Annotated in this window: 17 protein-coding genes; 3 read left to right on the top strand and 14 right to left on the bottom strand. The window is 58.8% G+C overall.

The genetic code is table 11. The annotated features are described in order from the left end of the window. Window positions 1-4: 4 nt before the first annotated feature. Window positions 5-769 carry a uroporphyrinogen-III C-methyltransferase gene (gene cobA / locus LOY56_RS08475; protein WP_258621018.1) on the top strand — a complete coding sequence of 255 codons (765 nt, stop codon included), beginning with the start codon at window positions 5-7 and terminating at the stop codon, window positions 767-769. Window positions 770-935: 166 nt separating this feature from the next. Here the strand turns inward: cobA and LOY56_RS08470 are convergent, their stop codons facing one another. The 8 genes from LOY56_RS08470 to ppsA all read right to left on the bottom strand — a co-directional run bounded on the left by LOY56_RS08470 (window position 936) and on the right by ppsA (window position 9,041). Further along, window positions 936-1,970 (bottom strand): OmpA family protein, encoded by a 1,035-nt coding sequence (locus LOY56_RS08470; protein WP_258621017.1) that lies wholly within the window; start codon window positions 1,968-1,970, stop codon window positions 936-938. Between the two features lie 107 nt (window positions 1,971-2,077). Then, window positions 2,078-2,668, bottom strand: a complete 591-nt coding sequence (gene sigX / locus LOY56_RS08465) for an RNA polymerase sigma factor SigX (RefSeq protein WP_032834987.1) — start codon at window positions 2,666-2,668, stop codon at window positions 2,078-2,080. An 87-nt stretch (window positions 2,669-2,755) separates the two neighbouring features. Next, window positions 2,756-3,580, bottom strand: a complete 825-nt coding sequence (locus LOY56_RS08460) for a mechanosensitive ion channel family protein (protein ID WP_007902078.1) — start codon at window positions 3,578-3,580, stop codon at window positions 2,756-2,758. Window positions 3,581-3,582: 2 nt separating this feature from the next. Next, a complete protein-coding gene (locus LOY56_RS08455; protein ID WP_007951986.1) occupies window positions 3,583-3,831 on the bottom strand; it encodes a hypothetical protein in 249 nt (82 codons plus the stop codon). Window positions 3,832-3,894: 63 nt separating this feature from the next. Next, window positions 3,895-4,890 (bottom strand): zinc transporter ZntB, encoded by a 996-nt coding sequence (locus LOY56_RS08450; protein ID WP_258621016.1) that lies wholly within the window; start codon window positions 4,888-4,890, stop codon window positions 3,895-3,897. A gap of 25 nt (window positions 4,891-4,915) precedes the next feature. Then, window positions 4,916-5,407 carry a ribonuclease E activity regulator RraA gene (rraA, locus tag LOY56_RS08445; protein WP_258621015.1) on the bottom strand — a complete coding sequence of 164 codons (492 nt, stop codon included), beginning with the start codon at window positions 5,405-5,407 and terminating at the stop codon, window positions 4,916-4,918. Window positions 5,408-5,581: 174 nt separating this feature from the next. Beyond that, window positions 5,582-6,571: a lysophospholipase gene (locus tag LOY56_RS08440; protein ID WP_258621013.1), complete on the bottom strand. Its 990-nt coding sequence runs from the start codon at window positions 6,569-6,571 to the stop codon at window positions 5,582-5,584. A gap of 94 nt (window positions 6,572-6,665) precedes the next feature. Continuing rightward, window positions 6,666-9,041, bottom strand: a complete 2,376-nt coding sequence (gene ppsA, locus LOY56_RS08435) for a phosphoenolpyruvate synthase (protein ID WP_258621011.1) — start codon at window positions 9,039-9,041, stop codon at window positions 6,666-6,668. A 174-nt stretch (window positions 9,042-9,215) separates the two neighbouring features. Here ppsA and LOY56_RS08430 point away from each other — a divergent pair, with 174 nt between their 5' ends. Next, a complete protein-coding gene (locus tag LOY56_RS08430; RefSeq protein WP_007902088.1) occupies window positions 9,216-10,034 on the top strand; it encodes a pyruvate, water dikinase regulatory protein in 819 nt (272 codons plus the stop codon). Window positions 10,035-10,113: 79 nt separating this feature from the next. On the opposite strand, the gene prpD is transcribed toward LOY56_RS08430, so the two are convergent. From prpD to LOY56_RS08400, 6 genes are all read right to left on the bottom strand, one after another. Then, on the bottom strand, window positions 10,114-11,598 hold the full coding sequence (prpD, locus tag LOY56_RS08425) for a 2-methylcitrate dehydratase (RefSeq protein WP_258621009.1): 1,485 nt from the start codon (window positions 11,596-11,598) through the stop codon (window positions 10,114-10,116). A 148-nt stretch (window positions 11,599-11,746) separates the two neighbouring features. Then, window positions 11,747-12,937, bottom strand: a complete 1,191-nt coding sequence (gene prpF, locus LOY56_RS08420) for a 2-methylaconitate cis-trans isomerase PrpF (RefSeq protein ID WP_258621007.1) — start codon at window positions 12,935-12,937, stop codon at window positions 11,747-11,749. 54 nt (window positions 12,938-12,991) lie between these two features. After that, the gene (acnD, locus tag LOY56_RS08415) at window positions 12,992-15,589 is read right to left on the bottom strand and encodes a Fe/S-dependent 2-methylisocitrate dehydratase AcnD (RefSeq protein WP_258621006.1); all 2,598 of its coding nucleotides are present in this window, start codon (window positions 15,587-15,589) and stop codon (window positions 12,992-12,994) included. Window positions 15,590-15,772: 183 nt separating this feature from the next. After that, window positions 15,773-16,900: a 2-methylcitrate synthase gene (gene prpC / locus LOY56_RS08410; RefSeq protein WP_258621005.1), complete on the bottom strand. Its 1,128-nt coding sequence runs from the start codon at window positions 16,898-16,900 to the stop codon at window positions 15,773-15,775. A gap of 153 nt (window positions 16,901-17,053) precedes the next feature. Further along, the gene (prpB, locus tag LOY56_RS08405) at window positions 17,054-17,944 is read right to left on the bottom strand and encodes a methylisocitrate lyase (protein WP_063343005.1); all 891 of its coding nucleotides are present in this window, start codon (window positions 17,942-17,944) and stop codon (window positions 17,054-17,056) included. Continuing rightward, the gene (locus LOY56_RS08400; RefSeq protein WP_408980354.1) at window positions 17,941-18,663 is read right to left on the bottom strand and encodes a GntR family transcriptional regulator; all 723 of its coding nucleotides are present in this window, start codon (window positions 18,661-18,663) and stop codon (window positions 17,941-17,943) included. Before LOY56_RS08400 ends, prpB begins: the two co-directional genes overlap by 4 nt. Before the next feature lie 297 nt (window positions 18,664-18,960). On the opposite strand from LOY56_RS08400, the gene LOY56_RS08395 reads away from it, so the two are divergent. Next, window positions 18,961-19,497, top strand: a complete 537-nt coding sequence (locus LOY56_RS08395) for an ATP-dependent zinc protease (RefSeq protein WP_258621002.1) — start codon at window positions 18,961-18,963, stop codon at window positions 19,495-19,497.

Here is a 19,497-nt window from a genome sequence, read left to right as displayed (position 1 = left end):
CACTATGAGCGCAAAAGTCTGGCTGGTGGGTGCGGGTCCTGGCGACCCTGAATTGCTGACCCTCAAGGCGGTTCGAGCGTTGCGCGAAGCGGACGTGGTGTTGATCGACGATCTGGTCAATGACGCGGTACTGGAGCATTGTCCGAATGCGCGAATTATTCCTGTGGGCAAACGCGGCGGCTGTCGCTCCACGCCTCAAGCCTTCATTCATCGCCTGATGTTGCGTTATACCCGCCACGGTAAATGCGTGGTGCGACTCAAGGGTGGCGATCCGTGCATCTTCGGGCGCGGTGGTGAAGAAGCGCAGTGGCTGCGTGAGCGTGGCGTCGAGGTTGAGCTGGTCAACGGCATCACCGCGGGCCTTGCCGGCGCGACCCAATGCGATATTCCACTGACGCTGAGGGGCGTCGCACGTGGCGTGACACTGGTCACGGCGCACACTCAGGATGACAGCAGCCTGAACTGGCAAGCCTTGGCTCAGGGAGGCACCACACTGGTGATCTACATGGGCGTGGCGAAGCTCAGTGAAATTCGCGAGCAACTGCTGGCCGGCGGAATGGCTGCCGATACGCCTGTGGCGATGATCGAAAATGCTTCCCTGCCGCACCAACGGGAATGTCGGAGCGACCTGACAGCCATGGAAGACGATGCTCACAGCTTCCAGCTCAAAAGCCCGGCGATTTTGGTGATTGGCGCAGTGGCGGCCTGCGGTGAAATCAAAAGATCGCAGCCTGCGGCAGCTCCAGTGGTTCGGTGTTCATCCCTGTAGGATTTAAAGATCCGTAGCCTTCGGCAGCTCCCGCATTTGAAATGCGCCCCCCTCAGCTGCCGAAGGCTGCGATCTTTTCGAAACCCCGCCAAACCCTCGCTGAAACCCAAATCGCAGACAAAGAAAAGCCCGGCCTGAGCCGGGCTTTTCCAGAGCTGCGAGCTAATTACTTAGCTTGAGCTTCAACCTTCGCTTCTACGCGACGGTTTACAGCGCGGCCAGCTTCAGTGGCGTTGTCAGCAACTGGGCGGGATTCGCCGTAGCCAACAGACTGAACGCGGGACGACTGAACACCGTACTGGTTGGTCAGAACTTGCTTAACGGCGTTTGCACGACGCTCGGACAGTTTCTGGTTGTAAGCGTCAGGACCGACGGAGTCAGTGTGACCTTCAACAACAGTAGTGGTGGATGGGTACTGCTTCATGAAGTCAGCCAGGTTCTTGATGTCGCCGTAGCTGTTAGGCTTGACTACCGACTTGTCGAAGTCGAATTTCACGTCCAGCTCAACACGAACAACTTCAGCAACTGCTGGGCAGCCATCAGCGTCAACAGTTACGTTGGCGGCGGTGTCCGGGCACTTGTCAACGTTATCGCAAACGCCATCGTTGTCGCTGTCGGAGCAGACTTCAGCTGGTGCTGGAACTGGAGCAGCAGCAGGCTTGGAGCCGCCACCGAAGTTCACACCGATACCGACGCTAGGAGCCCACTCGGTGTCGCCCTGGTCGATGTTGTACTGAGCTTCAACGCCGGCACGGGCGTAGAAGTTGTCAGTGAAGTACAGCTTGGCACCGCCGCCAACGTTGGCAAAGGTGGAACCGTTACGACCGCTTTTGCCGTTCTGACCGATGCTTTGATCGGAGAAGCCAGCCGATACGTACGGACGCAGCATGTCGCCCGGGTTGTTGAAGTGGTACAGAGCATCCAGAGCGGTGTTGGAGCCCTTGATGTTACGGCCGTCTTCGGCACGTGCGTTGTGCACTTCGTCGTAGGCCAGACGCAGTTCAACGTCGTCGGTCAGGAAGTAACCGATCGAACCGCCGAACAGATTGCCGTTGTTCTTGAAGTTACGAGCGCTGTCGAATTGTTCTTTCTTGGCGAAGCCTTCGATTTCAACTGCGCCTTGGCCTTGTGCCAGAGCGCCGAACGAAGTGGCGGCAATAAGAGAACCAATGGCCAAGCCCAAGGTGTTTTTCAGTTTCATCCGTTAAATCCCCATCTGGTGATTGTGAAGCAGTCCCGCAAACCGGGGGACAACTCGGCGGCAAGTCTATCAGAACTTGCCTACACGTAAGAGATATTTACGCCGAACTAAGTTTCAGCAATGCCTGCAAATTTCTCACGCAATTTGTCTAGAGCACGTTTGTAACGCATTTTTGTCGCACTCAAGCCCATATGCATTATGTCTGCGATCTCCTGAAATTCCAGTTCTGCGACAAATCGTAGCACCAGAATTTCACGGTCGATCGGGTTCACATACACCAGCCAGCGATCAAGTCCACCCTTCTCCTCGGGTTTCGGCGTCTTTTCTTCAGACGCTTCCTCAAGGGGGTCCAGACTCAAAGCATCCATCAAGCGACGCTTTCGCCGTTCTTTTCGATACTGAGTGATGCACTCGTTGTACGTGATGCTATATAGCCATGTCTTGAACTTCGATTTGCCCTCGAAGTTCTTCAGGCCATACAGCACCTTCAACATCACCTCCTGACAGACATCATCTGCGTCACGATCGTTCCCGAGATACCGTGCACAAACGTTAAATAATGTTCGCTGGTAACGCCGCATCAGTTCTTCATAGGCGCGCGTTACGTGAAACAGCTCGGTATGCGAGCGCGCGACCAACTCCTCATCAGAGAGCTCGCGGGGGTCGTAGCGCGTGGAGAGCGATTGAGCTTTATTCAAAACAAGTCTGGCCGACAGTCAGGTCAATGTCCGCCGCAGCCCATCAGGGCATTTTTGCGGCGGCATACATTAGCAGGATTTGCCGGGTTAGCGGCTACTCACATGCTGCTCCAAGAGAATCCGATTCGAGAGAGAGACTAGCTCACCCTCGTCGGTCAGCACGGTGGTTTTTACCGTACCGATCTCTTCAATCTGACCTTCGACCTCGCCAACACGCACTTGTTGCCCAACCTGATACAACTCACGCACATAGATTCCCGCAAGAATCTGACCAGCAATTTCCCGACTTCCCAACCCCATGGCCAGCGCAACCGCCAGACCAACGGTAATCAAGACGATGACGATCACATGGTTGAGCAGGTCAGTCTTGACCTCCAACTGGCTGATCGCAACCGAAATACTGATGATGATCACCAGGCCCTGTGCAATCCGCCCCAGGCCCGCCGCATAATCAAGCCCTACGCCTTCCGCCGCGCCACGCACCAACCCATTGGCCAGTTGCGCCAGCAAAACACCCACCAGCAGCACCAGCGCAGCGCCGAATACTTTAGGTAAATACAGCGCCAACATGTCGAGCGTAGCCGAAACTCGCTCAAGTCCAAGAGATTCTGCGGCCGAAACCAGAAAAATCAGCAGAACGAACCAATAAACGATCTTGCCGATGAGCGTCGAGATAGGCACTTGCAGGCCGGCCCGGGACAGCAATTTGGTCAGCCCGGTGCCACCCATCAGGCGATCGAGGCCCAGTTTGGCGAGCAATTTCGAGAGTAGCGTGTCCAGCAGCTTGGCCACGACAAAACCCAGCAGCAGCACAACCAGTGCGCCGAACAGGTTCGGAATGAAGTTCGCAACTTTGGTCCACAACGCAGTCATTGCAGTGACGAGGCTCTGAGTCCAGAGGTCAAGTTCCATATTCAATCAGCCTTATCAGCAGTGCGAGCGGTAGGTTTACGCAGACGAGAGACCGGCGCGACATGGGCCGATCCGTTATTCAGGGCGATCATCAGCGCGGGCAGCCAACGGCCCAGCAGACTGAACAGATCGCCCGCACCGACCTGGCGGTTGGCGGTTTTCAGTACGCGACCCAGGCAGGCATCGTCGTCACGGCTGGACGGCGAGGCATTGAGCATGTCACGCAAAGATTGTTCAAACGGATCGTGCATACGCACCTCTCGTGATATCTGTGAAAGACGCGGGCAAATTTGCTCTGGTCACATGGCTCATCGTCAGACCCAGCGCAAACGTCGGAATAACCACCACTGCCCCAGTGCCACCGAAACCATCATCAGGCAGGCAATCAGGAAGCCGTAAGGGCTGGCAGAGAACGGAATACCGCCGACATTGATTCCCAAAAGACCGGTCAGAAAACTCATCGGCAAAAAGATCCCGGTGATGATCCCGAAACGATACATCGTGCGATTCATGCGCACGCTCAAACGCCGGTCTTCTGCCTCCAGGACCAGCCCCACGCGCTCCCGGGTCAATTCCAGTTCCTCGAGATAACGGGTCAGGCTGTTGTTCAACTCGTTCCAGTAATCGCCGTCGTCTTCGACGAACCACGGCAGCTTTATCCGCGTCAGCTGACCGAAAATGTCACGCTGCGGTGCAAGGAAACGTTTAAGCGCGGCAGCCCTGCGACGGATCTGCAAAATGGAGTCATGTTCAGGTGTATACCGTTCGTCGGCATCCAGTTTTTCTTCTTCCTCATCGACCACTTCCGAGAGGCAGCCGACCAGATCCTGCACTTTGTTGGTGAGGTACTGAGCCATATAAAGGATGAGTTCGGAGGTGGTTTTCGGCCCCTTGCCTTCGCCGAGCTGAACCAGCAACTCATCGGTGGCACGTAATGGACGCAGACGCAGGGAAATCACCCGCTGCGCCGAGGCGAAAATCCGCACCGAGACCATGTCCTCCGGCTCGGCCCCCGGATTGAGGTTCACCCCACGCAAAAATAGCAGCAGTTCGCTGTCGGAAAGCTGTAAGAGACGCGGACGGGTATTTTCTTCCAGTAGCAGATCACAGCTGAATTCACTCAGACCGCTGTATTTACGCAGCCAAGTCTGGGTTTGCGGGTGACTGCGATCCCAGTGCAGCCACAGGCTTTCATGGGCCTGCAGTTGCAAGTTATCGAGTTCAGTCCGGGCTATCGAACGCGCACCGCCTTTACCGTCCAGCACCAGGGCATGCACCAGCCCCCACTGCGCGTTTTCTTCCTCGAACATCCTCACCCCTTTAATGAAACGCGCTTTATTCAGGCATCTTCAGCGGGCTTGGCGAGATGATCACCCCATTGTTGTCCGCATAAATGTATTCGCCGGGACGGAACGTCACACCGGCAAACGTCACCACAACGTTGAGATCGCCGAGCCCGCGCCTGTCGGATTTCCTCGGGTGGCTGGCGAGGGCCTGAACGCCCAGATCGGTCTGTGCGATGATATCGACGTCACGGATGCAACCGTAGATCACCAACCCTTCCCAACCGTTTTTCGCGGCTTTCTCGGCCAGCATGTCACCCAGCAACGCATGACGCAGGGAACCGCCACCGTCTACCACCAGCACTTTGCCATTCCCCTTGAGCTCGACTTGCTCTTTGACCCGCGAGTTGTCTTCGAAGCACTTGATGGTCACGATTTCGCCGCCGAAAGAATCACGGCCGCCGAAATTACTGAACATCGGTTCCAGCACCTGCACCAGCTCCGGGTAGGCGTCGCACAGGTCAGGCGTGAGGTAATGGTTCATCGAAAAACTCCTGTAGGAAGGAAGACAATCGAATAGGTAGCGTACACGGGCCAAGACTGAACGGCTGCAAACGCGCCGATCAAATCAGTCACCAAAAGTGACCAGAACCGCTCAATGCGTCATATCTTAGCCGCAAGCCGATCAGAGAGAAATGCCCTTGTTAGAGCATCAGGCTCAAATCGCTGCGACCAGATCCGGCTTTCCACCCAGCAAAGGCGTCTGTTGATCCGCCAGCCAGCGCGTTACCAACGGCCAGACTTCAGTTTGAGCAGCTTTGCTGACGAGCATTTCCACATGGCCGAAATTATCGCCAAAGCCTTGCTCGCGGCCAAGGGTGATGAATTGCTTGTGTTCGGAGCCGACCTGATCGAACAGCTTGCGGCAGGCCCAGGTCGGGTCCTGATGATCGCCCGCGGCACTCACGGCCAGCACTGGCAACTGAACGTTGGCCAAACCTGCCCACCAGTCCTTGTCGGCATCGCCAAAACGGCCGAACAGCCCGTACCAACGCATGCTTTCCAGGGCCAGGCCAATCGGCTCGTCCTCCGGACCGCGCTTGAGCCGTGAACCTGACAATTGGGCAAAACGTTTGAGAATGAAGCGCCCGCTCCACTCCACCGGTGGAAACTTCAACGGCCAGTAAGTACGGCTGACCTGCGTGCCGAAAAACGCAGCGGAAGCCACCACCGGTTCGCCGATGTATTCGCCACCCAGCGCCGCCGCCAGGGTGATCCCGCCTAGCGAATGACCGATCCAGTGCGGGACCTGTCCGCTTTGCTCGCGCACAAACGCGCCAATGGCCGGCAGATCGTAACGCGCATAGTCTGCGACGCGGTTGCTGCGATAGCCCTGATTGCGCTGAGACAGACCATGTCCGCGCATTTCCGGGATCCACACATCGAACCCCAGACGCGTCAGATAAGCCCCCAACCCCAAACCTTTGGGAGAGAACCAGAACCGTCGATTGGAAAAGCTGCCGTGCAACAAAATCACCGGCACGCCACGCACCGCCGGCTCATCGGCCAGACCCAGGCGTGTCACAGCCAGTTCGACGGTGCCGTCAGGGCTGTTACCGGGTTTCAAACGATAGACGTCTTCGCTCAGATCGCCGCGCCGCTCGGCGCTGATCAGGGCGACAGGAAATAGGTTGCTGCTGCTTTGCATAATGCTCTTGCACAAAAAAGGGCGGCATCCAGATGGAGCCCGCCCTACTTGAATCTTAAAGCCCCGGCCACTTGACCGGGGCTTCATTCACAGATCAGGCCGGAGCTTGACCTTCAGCCAGGAAGAACCAGGTTTCCAGCACGGAATCGGGGTTCAGCGAAACGCTTTCGATGCCCTGTTCCATCAGCCATTTGGCCAGGTCCGGGTGGTCCGAAGGACCCTGACCGCAGATGCCGATGTACTTGCCGGCCTTGTTGCAGGCCTGAATAGCATTGGCCAGCAGCTTCTTGACCGCAGGATTACGCTCATCGAACAGGTGCGCGATAATCCCCGAGTCACGGTCCAGGCCCAGTGTCAGCTGAGTCAGGTCGTTGGAGCCGATGGAGAAGCCGTCGAAGAACTCGAGGAATTCTTCAGCCAGGATCGCGTTGGACGGCAGCTCGCACATCATGATCACGCGCAGACCGTTGTCGCCACGGGCCAAACCGTTTTCAGCCAGCAGATCGACCACCTGACTCGCTTCGCCCAGGGTGCGAACGAACGGCACCATGATTTCGACGTTGGTCAAGCCCATCTCGTTGCGCACGCGCTTGAGGGCGCGGCACTCGAGCTCGAAGCAGTCGCGGAACGATTCGCTGATGTAACGCGAAGCGCCACGGAAGCCCAGCATCGGGTTCTCTTCTTCCGGCTCGTAGAGTTTGCCGCCGATCAGGTTGGCGTATTCGTTGGACTTGAAGTCCGACAGACGCACGATGACCTTTTTCGGCCAGAACGCCGCCGCCAGGGTGCTGATACCCTCGACCAGTTTCTCGACATAGAAGCCGACCGGGTCGTTGTAACCAGCGATGCGCTTGTCGACGCTGTCCTTGATTTCTTGCGGCAGGCCGTCGTAGTTCAACAGCGCTTTCGGGTGCACGCCGATCATGCGGTTGATGATGAATTCCAGACGGGCCAGGCCCACACCGGCGTTCGGCAGCTGCGCGAAGTCAAAGGCGCGGTCCGGGTTGCCGACGTTCATCATGATCTTGAACGGCAGATCCGGCATGGCGTCCACGGAGTTTTTCTTGATGTCGAAGCCCAATTCGCCTTCGAAGATGTAACCGGTGTCGCCTTCAGCGCAGGAAACGGTCACGCCCTGGCCGTCTTTCAACAGCTGGGTGGCGTTGCCGCAACCGACCACGGCCGGGATACCCAGCTCGCGAGCGATGATCGCCGCGTGGCAGGTACGGCCGCCGCGGTTGGTGACGATGGCGCTGGCGCGCTTCATGACCGGTTCCCAGTCCGGGTCGGTCATGTCGGAAACCAGAACGTCGCCCGGCTGGACTTTGTCCATCTCGGACACGTCCTTGATGATCCGCACCTTGCCCGCGCCGATGCGCTGGCCGATGGCGCGACCTTCCACCAGCACGGTGCCGGTTTCTTTCAACAGGTAACGTTCCATGACATTGGCCGAAGTGCGGCTCTTCACGGTTTCAGGACGGGCCTGAACGATGTAGAGCTTGCCGTCGTCGCCGTCTTTGGCCCATTCGATGTCCATCGGGCACTTGTAGTGCTTCTCGATGATCATCGCCTGCTTGGCCAGCTCGCTGACTTCGGCGTCGCTCAGGCAGAAACGTGCACGATCGGCCTTGTCCACGTCGATGGTCTTGACCGATTTACCGGCTGTGGCCACTTCGCCGTAAATCATCTTGATGGCTTTGCTGCCCAGGTTGCGACGCAGGATGGCCGGACGACCGGCTTCCAGCGTGCCTTTGTGGACATAGAATTCATCCGGGTTCACCGCGCCTTGTACGACGGTTTCACCCAGGCCGTAAGCGCCGGTGATGAACACCACGTCACGGAAGCCCGATTCGGTATCGAGGGTGAACATCACGCCGGCGGTGCCGGTTTCGGAGCGGACCATGCGCTGCACGCCGGCCGACAGGGCAACCAGCTTGTGGTCGAAGCCCTGGTGGACGCGGTAGGAAATCGCGCGGTCGTTGAACAGGGAAGCGAACACCTCTTTGGCGGCGCGAATAACGTTTTCGACACCACGGATGTTCAGGAAGGTTTCCTGCTGGCCGGCGAAGGAAGCGTCCGGCAAGTCTTCGGCGGTAGCGGAAGAGCGCACGGCCACGGCCATGTCAGGGTTGCCGGCCGACAGCGTGGCGAACGCGGTGCGGATCTCGGCGTTGAGCTTCTCGGGAAACTCGGCTTCCATGATCCATTGACGGATCTGGGCGCCGGTTTTGGCCAGGGCGTTGACATCATCGACATCCAGCGCGTCGAGGGCGGCGTGGATCTGATCGTTCAGACCGCTCAGTTCCAGGAAGTCACGATATGCCTGAGCTGTCGTGGCGAAGCCACCGGGAACCGATACACCGGCACCTGCAAGGTTACTGATCATCTCGCCCAGGGATGCGTTCTTGCCCCCCACATGCTCTACATCATGGACGCCGAGCTTATCGAGGGAAACTACGTACTCTACCAAGGTGATCTCTCCACTAACTGTGTTGGAAAAGCTCAGAAGCCGGCGACTCGGGGGAGCCTTTGCCGGCTATATGGCCTGGACCTGGAAAATAAGTGAGAATGCTGGCCACTGGCGGCCGACAAATCGCGCCTACTATATCCAAGAATCGTCACTAGCTTAAGGCCCAAGGTGCAAATGAAACGATCTGCTTTCTTTATCTCCGATGGCACGGGCATTACGGCCGAAACCCTCGGTCAAAGCCTGTTGGCGCAGTTCGAAAACATTACCTTCAGCAAAATCACGCGGCCCTACATCGACAACGCGGATAAAGCGCGGGCCATGGTACAACAAATCAACAAAGCCGCCGAAAACGATGGTTTTCGTCCGATTATTTTCGACACCATTGTCAATCAGGACATTCGTGAGATCCTCGCGACGTCGAATGGTTTCATGATCGACATTTTCTCAACCTTCCTGGCCCCGCTGGAACAGGAACTGACCGAGCATTCTTCCTACACCGTCGGCAAATCTCACTCCATCGGTGGCAACTCCAATTACATGGAGCGCATCGAGGCGGTGAACTTCGCCCTCGACAACGACGACGGCGCCCGCACGCACTATTACGACAAGGCCGACCTGATACTAGTGGGCGTGTCGCGATGTGGTAAGACGCCGACGTGTCTGTATATGGCGATGCAATTCGGCATCCGCGCGGCCAATTACCCGCTGACCGAAGACGACATGGAGCGCCTGCAACTGCCAACCGCCCTGCGCGCCCATCATCACAAGCTGTTCGGCCTGACCATCGACCCGGACCGCCTCACGGCGATTCGCAACGAACGCAAGCCCAACAGCCGTTATTCGAGCTACGCGCAATGTGAATTTGAAGTGCGCGAGGTGGAGAATCTGTTTCGCCGCGAGAACATTGCCCACATCAACTCCACGCATTTCTCCGTGGAAGAGATCTCTGCGAAGATTTTAGTGGAGAAAGGTGTGGAGCGGCGGTTCAAGTGATTGAAGCAGCTGCAAGTTGCAAGCTTCGAGCCGCTCTTGCCTTTACTTGAAGCTTGAAGCTTGAAGCTTGCAACTGCTTCTAAACCACCCACAAATCCACAAACCGGTTCACAGGCGTCGCCTCAAGCGCTGCCTGATCCTTGCACAACGCAAAGATTTCGGCACTGCGCTGAGCCGTGAAGCGCGTCGCCAGATTGGCCTTGAACTTGTCTTCCAGCAGCGGGATGCCCTCGCTGCGCCGCCGCCGATGCCCGATCGGGTATTCCACCACCACGTTCTCGGTGCTGGAACCGTCCTTGAAAAACACCTGCACCGCATTGGCGATGGAGCGTTTGTCCGGCTCCAGGTATTCGCGGGTGAAGCGCAGGTCTTCGACGATGACCATTTTGTCGCGCAGCACGTCGATAACCGGATGCGCGGCGTGAAAGTCATCTTCGTACTGCTCGGCCACCAGATAACCGAACACCAGGGGTACGGCGGTCATGTACTGGATGCAGTGGTCGCGGTCCGCAGCGTTGGCCAGCGGGCCGACCTTGGAGATGATGCGGATCGCCGATTCGTGGGTGGTGATGACGATCCTGTCGATTTCGTGCAGGCGATTCCTGACCAGTGGATGCAAGGTGACGGCGGCCTCGCAGGCGGTTTGCGCGTGAAACTCGGCGGGAAAGCTGATCTTGAACAGCACGTTTTCCATCACGTAGCTGCCGAATGGCCGGGAAAAGCTGAAGGCACGCTTGTTTTCAGGCTTGAGCGCCAGATCGTTGTTGGTGTGACTGAACAACACGTCGTAGAACCCCCATTGTTTGGCGGTCAGTACACCGGGAATGCCCATCTCCCCGCGCATTGCGATGTCCGCCAGACGCACGCCACGGCTGGACGCATCCCCTGCCGCCCAGGATTTGCGTGATCCGGCATTGGGCGCATGCCGGTAAGTACGCAGCGCCTGGCCGTCGGCAAAGGCATGGGACAACGCCGACAGCAGTTGCTCGCGATTGGCGCCCATGAGTTTGGCGGTGACGGCGGTCGAGGCGACTTTCACCAGGATGACGTGATCGATGCCAACGCGGTTGAAGGAGTTTTCCAGGGCAATCACGCCTTGAATCTCGTGAGCCATGATCATGGCTTCCAACACCACGCGAACGGTCAGCGGGGCATCGCCATTGGCCAGGCGTTTTTGCGACAGGTGATCGGCCACCGCGAGAATGGCGCCGAGGTTATCGGACGGATGCCCCCATTCAGCAGCGAGCCAGGTGTCGTTGTAATCGAGCCAGCGGACGATGCAACCGATATCCCAAGCGGCCTTGACCGGATCGAGACGGTAACTGGTGCCCGGCACGCGAGCGCCAAAAGGGACGACAGTGCCTTCGACGATAGGTCCCAGGTGTTTGGTGCATTCGGGGAAACGCAGGGCCAGCAGACCGCAGCCGAGGGTGTCCATCAGGCAATTGCGGGCGGTATCCAGTGCTTCTGGCGATTCAATTTTGAAGTTGAGGACGTAGTCAGCGATGTCCTGCAGGACCGTGTCGTAGTCGGGGCGATTGTTCAGGTCGACGTTGGCGCTCATGTTCGATTCACTCGGTCAGTGGTTCGCTGATGGGACCTCGGTTCAGGATCAATCTCTGGCTGCGCTGCTTTCTTATTGTAGAAACGGGATTAAATGTGAGCTGCCGAACGCGACCCGAGCCTTCGGCTGCTCCTAGGGGTATGTGTGTTTAGAAAGAATCCCCCGGCACACGCACAAACCCTTCCATCAACACCCGCGCACTGCGGCTCATGATGGCTTTGTTCACGGTCCATTCACCGTTGACCTGAGTGGCCTCGGCGCCCACGCGCAAGGTGCCGGAGGGATGACCGAAGCGCACGGCGTTGCGTTCGATGCCGCCCGCCGCCAGATTGACCAGCGTGCCGGAAATCGCCGCCGCCGTGCCAATGGCCACCGCTGCCGTGCCCATCATCGCGTGGTGCAGTTTGCCCATGGACAGCGCGCGCACCAGCAAGTCAATGTCGGTGGCCGCAATTGCCTTGCCGCTGGACGCAATGTAATCCGCCGGTTTGGCGACGAACACCACCTTCGGCGTGTGCTGACGCTTGGCCGCTTCGTCCAGGTGCTGAATCAACCCCATGCGCAACGCGCCATAAGCGCGGATGGTTTCAAACATCGCCAAGGCCTTCAGGTCGCCGTTGATCGCGCCCTGCAACTCGGTGCCGGTGTAGCCGATGTCTTCGGCATTGATGAAAATGGTCGGAATGCCGGCGTTGATCAGGGTCGCCTTGAGCGTACCGACGCCCGGCACTTCGAGGTCATCCACCCGATTGCCGGTGGGGAACATCGAACCACCGCCACCCTCTTCTTCCGCCGCCGGGTCCATGAATTCGAGCTGCACTTCAGCCGCCGGAAAGGTCACGCCGTCGAGTTCGAAATCACCGGTTTCCTGGACCTCGCCGTTAGTGATAGGCACATGGGCGATGATGGTCTTGCCGATGTTGGCCTGCCATACGCGCACCACCGCCACACCGTTGTGTGGAATCCGGCTGGCATCCACCAGACCATTGCTGATGGCGAACGAACCGACCGCCGCCGACAGGTTGCCGCAGTTGCCGCTCCAGTCGACGAAAGGCTTGTCGATGGAGACCTGACCGAACAGGTAATCGACGTCATGGTCGACCTTGATGCTTTTCGACAGGATCACGGTTTTGCTGGTGCTGGACGTCGCACCGCCCATACCGTCGATTTGCTTGTCGTATGGGTCGGGACTGCCGATCACTCGTAGCAACAACGCATCGCGAGCCGGGCCGGGAATCTGTGCCGCTTCGGGCAGGTCTTTCAGGCTGAAGAACACGCCTTTGCTGGTGCCGCCGCGCATGTAGGTGGCGGGGATTTTAATTTGAGGTGCGTGAGCCATGATGTTCCTTTTAGGATCGAGCGGGACCGCATGGCCCCGCCCGAACTCATCGTGTTAAACGGCAACCGCCGATTCTTCGAGGAAGTCCTGAGCGAAACGCTGCAACACGCCGCCGGCCTCGTAGATCGACACTTCTTCGGCGGTGTCGAGGCGGCAGGTCACCGGCACTTCGACGCGTTCACCATTCTTGCGATTGATCACCAGCGTCAGCGTCGCACGCGGGGTGCGGTCGCCGATCACGTCGTAGGTTTCGCTGCCGTCGATGGCCAGGGTGTGACGGTCAGTGCCCGGTTTGAACTCCAGCGGCAGCACGCCCATGCCCACCAGGTTGGTGCGGTGAATGCGCTCGAAACCCTCGGCGGCAATCGCTTCCACACCCGCCAGACGCACACCTTTGGCCGCCCAGTCACGGGACGAACCCTGACCGTAGTCTTGACCTGCGATGATGATCAGCGGCTGCTTGCGTTCCATGTAGGTTTCGATGGCTTCCCACATGCGCATGACCTGGCCTTCCGGCTCGACTCGCGCCAGGGAACCCTGCTTGACCTTGCCGTTTTCCTGAACCATTTCGTTGAACAGTTTTGGGTTGGCGAACGTCGCGCGCTGCGCGGTCAAGTGGTCGCCGCGGTGCGTGGCGTAGGAGTTGAAGTCTTCTTCCGGCAGGCCCATTTTCGCCAGGTATTCACCGGCGGCGCTGTCGAGCATGATCGCGTTGGAAGGCGACAGGTGATCGGTGGTGATGTTGTCCGGCAGCACCGCCAGCGGGCGCATGCCCTTAAGCGGACGAGCGCCGGCCAGCGCGCCTTCCCAATACGGCGGACGGCGGATGTAGGTGCTCATTTCGCGCCAGTCATACAGCGGCGTGACCTTCGGACCGGTGTCTTCGTGGATGGCGAACATCGGGATGTACACCTGGCGGAACTGCTCCGGTTTGACCGAAGCTTTCACCACCGCGTCGATTTCTTCATCGCTCGGCCAGATGTCTTTCAGGCGGATTTCCTTGCCGTTCGCGTCCAGGCCCAGCACATCTTTTTCGATGTCGAAACGAATGGTCCCGGCAATGGCATAAGCCACCACCAATGGCGGCGAAGCCAGGAATGCGTTTTTGGCGTACGGGTGAATCCGCCCGTCGAAGTTGCGGTTACCGGAGAGTACGGCCGTGGCGTACAGATCGCGGTCGATGATTTCCTGTTGGATCACCGGGTCCAGCGCGCCGGACATGCCGTTGCACGTGGTGCAGGCGAAGGCCACGACGCCAAAGCCGAGTTGCTCCAGCTCTTTAGTCAGCCCGGCTTCATCCAGATACAGCGCCACGGTTTTCGAACCCGGTGCCAGCGAGGATTTGACCCATGGTTTGCGGGTCAACCCGAGCTTGTTCGCATTGCGCGCCAGCAGACCTGCGGCAATCACGTTGCGCGGGTTGCTGGTGTTGGTGCAACTGGTGATGGCGGCGATGATCACCGCGCCGTCCGGCATCTGGCCGGGTACATCGTCCCACTGGCCGGAGATGCCTTGCGCCGCGAGATCGGACGTGGCGACACGGGCGTGCGGGTTGCTGGGACCTGCCATGTTGCGCACCACCGAGGACAGGTCGAAGCTCAACCCCCGCTCGTATTGCGCGCCTTTCAGGCTGTCGGCCCAGAGGCCAGTCTGCTTGGCGTAATTCTCGACCAACTGCACTTGCTCGTCTTCACGGCCGGTGAGTTTCAGGTAGTCGATGGTCTGCTGGTCGATGTAGAACATTGCCGCTGTGGCGCCGTATTCCGGGGCCATGTTGGAAATGGTCGCGCGGTCGCCCAAGGTCAGAGCCGAAGCCCCTTCACCGAAAAACTCCAGCCACGCGCCGACGACTTTTTGTTTGCGCAAGTATTCGGTCAGCGCCAGCACCATGTCGGTGGCGGTGATGCCCGGTTGCAGCTTGCCGGTCAGTTCAACACCGACGCTTTCCGGCAAACGCATCCACGATGCGCGACCGAGCATCACGCTTTCCGCTTCCAGGCCACCAACACCAATAGCGATCACGCCCAGCGCATCGACGTGCGGGGTGTGACTGTCGGTGCCGACGCAGGTGTCAGGGAACGCGACGCCGTCACGCACCTGGATCACCGGAGACATTTTCTCCAGGTTGATCTGGTGCATGATCCCGTTGCCCGGCGGGATCACGTCGACGTTCTTGAAGGCTTTTTTGGTCCAGTTGATGAAGTGGAAACGGTCTTCGTTGCGACGGTCTTCGATGGCGCGGTTCTTCTCGAACGCCTCGGGATCGAAGCCGCCGCGTTCAACGGCCAGGGAGTGGTCGACGATCAACTGAGTCGGCACTACCGGGTTCACTTGCGCCGGATCGCCGCCTTGCAAAGCGATGGCGTCGCGCAGACCGGCGAGGTCGACCAGGGCGGTCTGGCCGAGAATATCGTGGCACACCACGCGGGCCGGGAACCACGGGAAATCGAGATCGCGTTTGCGCTCGATGAATTGCTTCAGGGATTCGGTGAGCGTGGCCGGGTCGCAGCGACGCACCAGGTTTTCCGCCAGCACGCGGGAGGTGTACGGCAGGGTGTCATAGGCGCCGGGCGCAATGACATCGACCGCCGCGCGGACGTCGAAATAATCCAGATGGCTGCCGGGCAGCGGTTTGCGGAATTCTGTGTTCATCGTCAGGACTCGGGTCACGGTAGTTACAAAGGGTGAGGCCTGCCACAAACCTTAAAATTTACCCCAACCCTGGAGCTGCCGCAGGCTGCGATCTTTTGATCTTCGCTTTTAAGATCAAGATCAAAAGATCGCAGCCTGCGGCAGCTCCTACAGGGGGAGCGGTTCGGTGCAGGCCCCCACCAGTCAGCGTTGTTCGATTGGCACGAACTTGCGCTGTTCGACGCCCACGTACTCGGCGCTCGGGCGGATGATGCGATTGTTGGCACGCTGCTCGAACACATGCGCCGCCCAGCCAGTCAGGCGCGAGCAGACGAAGATCGGCGTGAACAACTTGGTCGGAATGCCCATGAAGTGGTACGTCGATGCGTGGTAGAAGTCGGCGTTCGGGAACAGTTTCTTCTGTTCCCACATGGTTGCGTCGATGGCTTCGGACACCGGGAACAGCACGGTGTCGCCCACTTCGTCGGCGAGTTTTCTCGACCAGCCCTTGATCACCTCATTGCGCGGATCATTGTCCTTATAGATCGCGTGGCCGAAGCCCATGATCTTGTCCTTGCGCGCCAGCATGCCGAGGGTGCCCTCGACCGCCTCTTCTGGCGACGAGAAGCGCTCGATCATTCCCATCGCCGCTTCGTTGGCGCCGCCATGCAGCGGGCCGCGCAGGGAGCCGATGGCCGCCGTGATGCAGGAATACAAATCCGACAGGGTCGAGGCGCACACCCGGGCGGTGAAGGTCGAGGCGTTGAACTCGTGTTCCGCGTAGAGGATCAGCGAAACGTTCATCACCTTGACGTGCAACTCGCTCGGTTTCTTGTCGTGCAACAGGTGCAGGAAATGGCCGCCGATGCAGGCTTCGTCGGTCACGCAATTGATCCGTTTGCCGTCGTGGCTGAAGCGATACCAGTAGCACATGATCGCCGGAAACGCGGCCAGCAGGCGGTCGGTTTTGTCGTGCTGCTCGGAGAAGTCTTTCTCCGGCTCGAGGTTGCCCAGAAACGAGCAACCGGTGCGCATCACATCCATCGGATGGGCGTCGGCGGGAATGCGTTCCAGCACTTCTTTCAGCGCTTGCGGCAGGTCACGCAGTTTGCTCAGTTTCTCGGTGTAGGCAGCCAGTTGAGCTTTGGTTGGCAGCTCGCCGTACAGCAGCAGGTAAGCCACTTCTTCGAACTGTGCGTCAGCCGCCAGTTCGCGAACGTCGTAGCCGCGATAGGTCAGGCCTGCGCCCGACTGGCCCACGGTGGACAGTGCGGTTTGCCCGGCAACCTGGCCACGGAGCCCGGCGCCACTGAGTACTTTTGCTTCGGCCATTGCTGTCTCCAGTTTTTCTTGAATTTGTTAGGGAAACTTGTAGGAGCGAAGCTTGCTCGCGAAAGCGGTCTGTCGGTCGACATTGATGTTGAATGTCAGTCCGTCTTCGTCGGATCGCCGCCCGGACCAAGCTTCGCTCCTACAGGGCTTTCATTATTTCTTCGCAGCAAACAACGCATCGAGCTTCTGCTCGAAGGTGTGGTAATCGATGCGATCGTAAAGCTCCATGCGCGTCTGCATGGTGTCGATGACGTTCTGTTGCGTGCCGTCGCGGCGGATCGCGGTGTAGACGTTTTCCGCGGCTTTGTTCATCGCGCGGAACGCCGACAGCGGGTACAGCACCAGCGACACATCGGCGGCGGCGAGCTGTTCGGTGGTGTACAGCGGCGTCGCGCCGAATTCGGTGATGTTGGCCAGGATCGGCGCTTTCACGCGGCTGGCGAACAACTTGTACATCTCAAGTTCGGTGATGGCTTCCGGGAACACCATGTCGGCGCCGGCTTCGATGCATGCCGCCGCGCGATCCAGCGCAGACTCTAGTCCTTCTACCGCCAGGGCGTCGGTGCGGGCCATGATCACGAAGCTGTCGTCGGTGCGGGCATCGACGGCCGCTTTGATGCGGTCGACCATTTCCTGCTGCGTGACGATCTCCTTATTAGGACGGTGACCGCAGCGCTTGGCGCCAACCTGGTCTTCGATATGAATCGCCGCCGCGCCGAACTTGATCATCGACTTCACGGTACGGGCGACGTTGAACGCCGAAGAACCGAAACCGGTGTCCACGTCCACCAACAGCGGCAAGTCGCAGACGTCAGTAATCCGACGTACGTCGGTCAGCACGTCATCCAGACCGGTAATCCCCAGATCAGGCACGCCCAGAGAGCCGGCAGCCACCCCGCCCCCCGACAGGTAAATCGCCTTGAAACCGGCGCGCTTGGCCAGCAATGCGTGGTTGGCGTTGATCGTGCCGACCACTTGCAGCGGATGCTCGCTGGCGACCGCATCGCGAAAACGCTGGCCTGGAGTGCTCTTGTTGGAACTCATGACTCACCTCGTTCAGTGGCTGTCGGGTTAGTGCCGCCCTGGTAGTGACGGGCGATATTGCGTTTGGAGGCGCCGATGTGACGGCGCATCAACAACTCGGCCAACTCACCGTCACGGTCGGCGATGGCATCGAGAATTCGGTGGTGTTCGGCAAACGCCTGGCGTGGCCGATTGGGCGTGGTGGAAAACTGGATGCGGTACATGCGCACCAGTTGATAGAGCTCACCGCACAGCATCTGGGTCAGGGTGCGGTTGCCGCTGCCCTGGATGATCCGGTAATGAAAGTCGAAATCGCCTTCCTGCTGGTAGTAGCCGACACCGGCCTGAAACGCCGCATCGCGCTCATGGGTTTCCAGCACCCGACGCAGTTCGTCGATTTCTTCGACCGTCATGCGTTCAGCCGCCAGACGGCACGCCATGCCTTCCAGGGATTCGCGAATTTCGTAGAGTTCCAGCAGTTCGGCGTGGCTCAGCGACACCACCCGCGCCCCGACGTGCGGCACGCGAACCAGCAGGCGCTGGCCTTCCAGACGGTGAATGGCCTCACGCAGCGGCCCGCGGCTAATGCCGTAGGTGCGCGCCAGCTCCGGCTCGGAGATCTTGCTGCCCGGGGCGATCTCGCCTTTGACGATGGCCGCCTGAATACGTCGGAAGACGTTTTCGGAAAGTGTTTCCGAGTCATCCTGAACCGTGATCGGGGGATCGAGTTGATCCAGCATATTGTCGACACCTTTAAAACCAATGCCGCAAAAACTAGCGAATACGACCGGTTACGTCAAAGAATAAATTGATATTGTCGACAATCGTCTAATAAGCCACTGCACCATAAGGAAGCACCACCTCAAGTTATAGCCGTCGGCCAGCGCTGGCGCCATAAACCCACCGTGCTAGAATGCCGCCCGCATTTGCTTGTCATCTGCAGTGCCTGTCATAAAAAACGGACAGGCATACGAGGGAGCTTGTGCAGCAATGCCAGGGCCTTGAATTGAAGAACGGACCGCTGCGCACCAGGATTTATGAGACTCAAGCCCTTCACCACATTTCTTTGTCTTTTTGGCCTGCCAGGTTTCGCCGCGGCAGGGGAAAAGACTGTGTACGGCCTCAATGAGTACGCTTCGCTGGATGGCATCAATCTGCAAGTCGCCGCCAAACTCGACACCGGAGCGAAAACCGCGTCTCTGAGTGCTCGCGACATCAAACGTTTCAAACGCAATGGCGAGTCCTGGGTGCGCTTCTATCTGGCTATCGACGCCGCGCATTCGCACCCCATCGAACGACCGCTGGCCCGTGTCAGCAAGATCAAGCGCCGGGCCGGTGACTACGACCCAGAGGAAGGCAAGAAATACACCGCCCGTCCGGTCATCGAGCTGGATATCTGCATGGGTTCGGCGTTACGCAGCATCGAAGTGAACCTGACCGACCGCAGTGCCTTCCAATACCCGCTCTTGATCGGCTCCGAAGCGCTCAAGCGTTTCGATGCGCTGGTCGACCCCAGTCTTAAATACGCTGCTGGCAAACCCGCCTGCGCCACCGACGCACATACCGCAGAGTAA

This window comes from Pseudomonas sp. B21-048 (assembly GCF_024748615.1).
Lineage (GTDB): Bacteria > Pseudomonadota > Gammaproteobacteria > Pseudomonadales > Pseudomonadaceae > Aquipseudomonas.
This window is presented reverse-complemented; position numbering and strand designations above follow the sequence as displayed.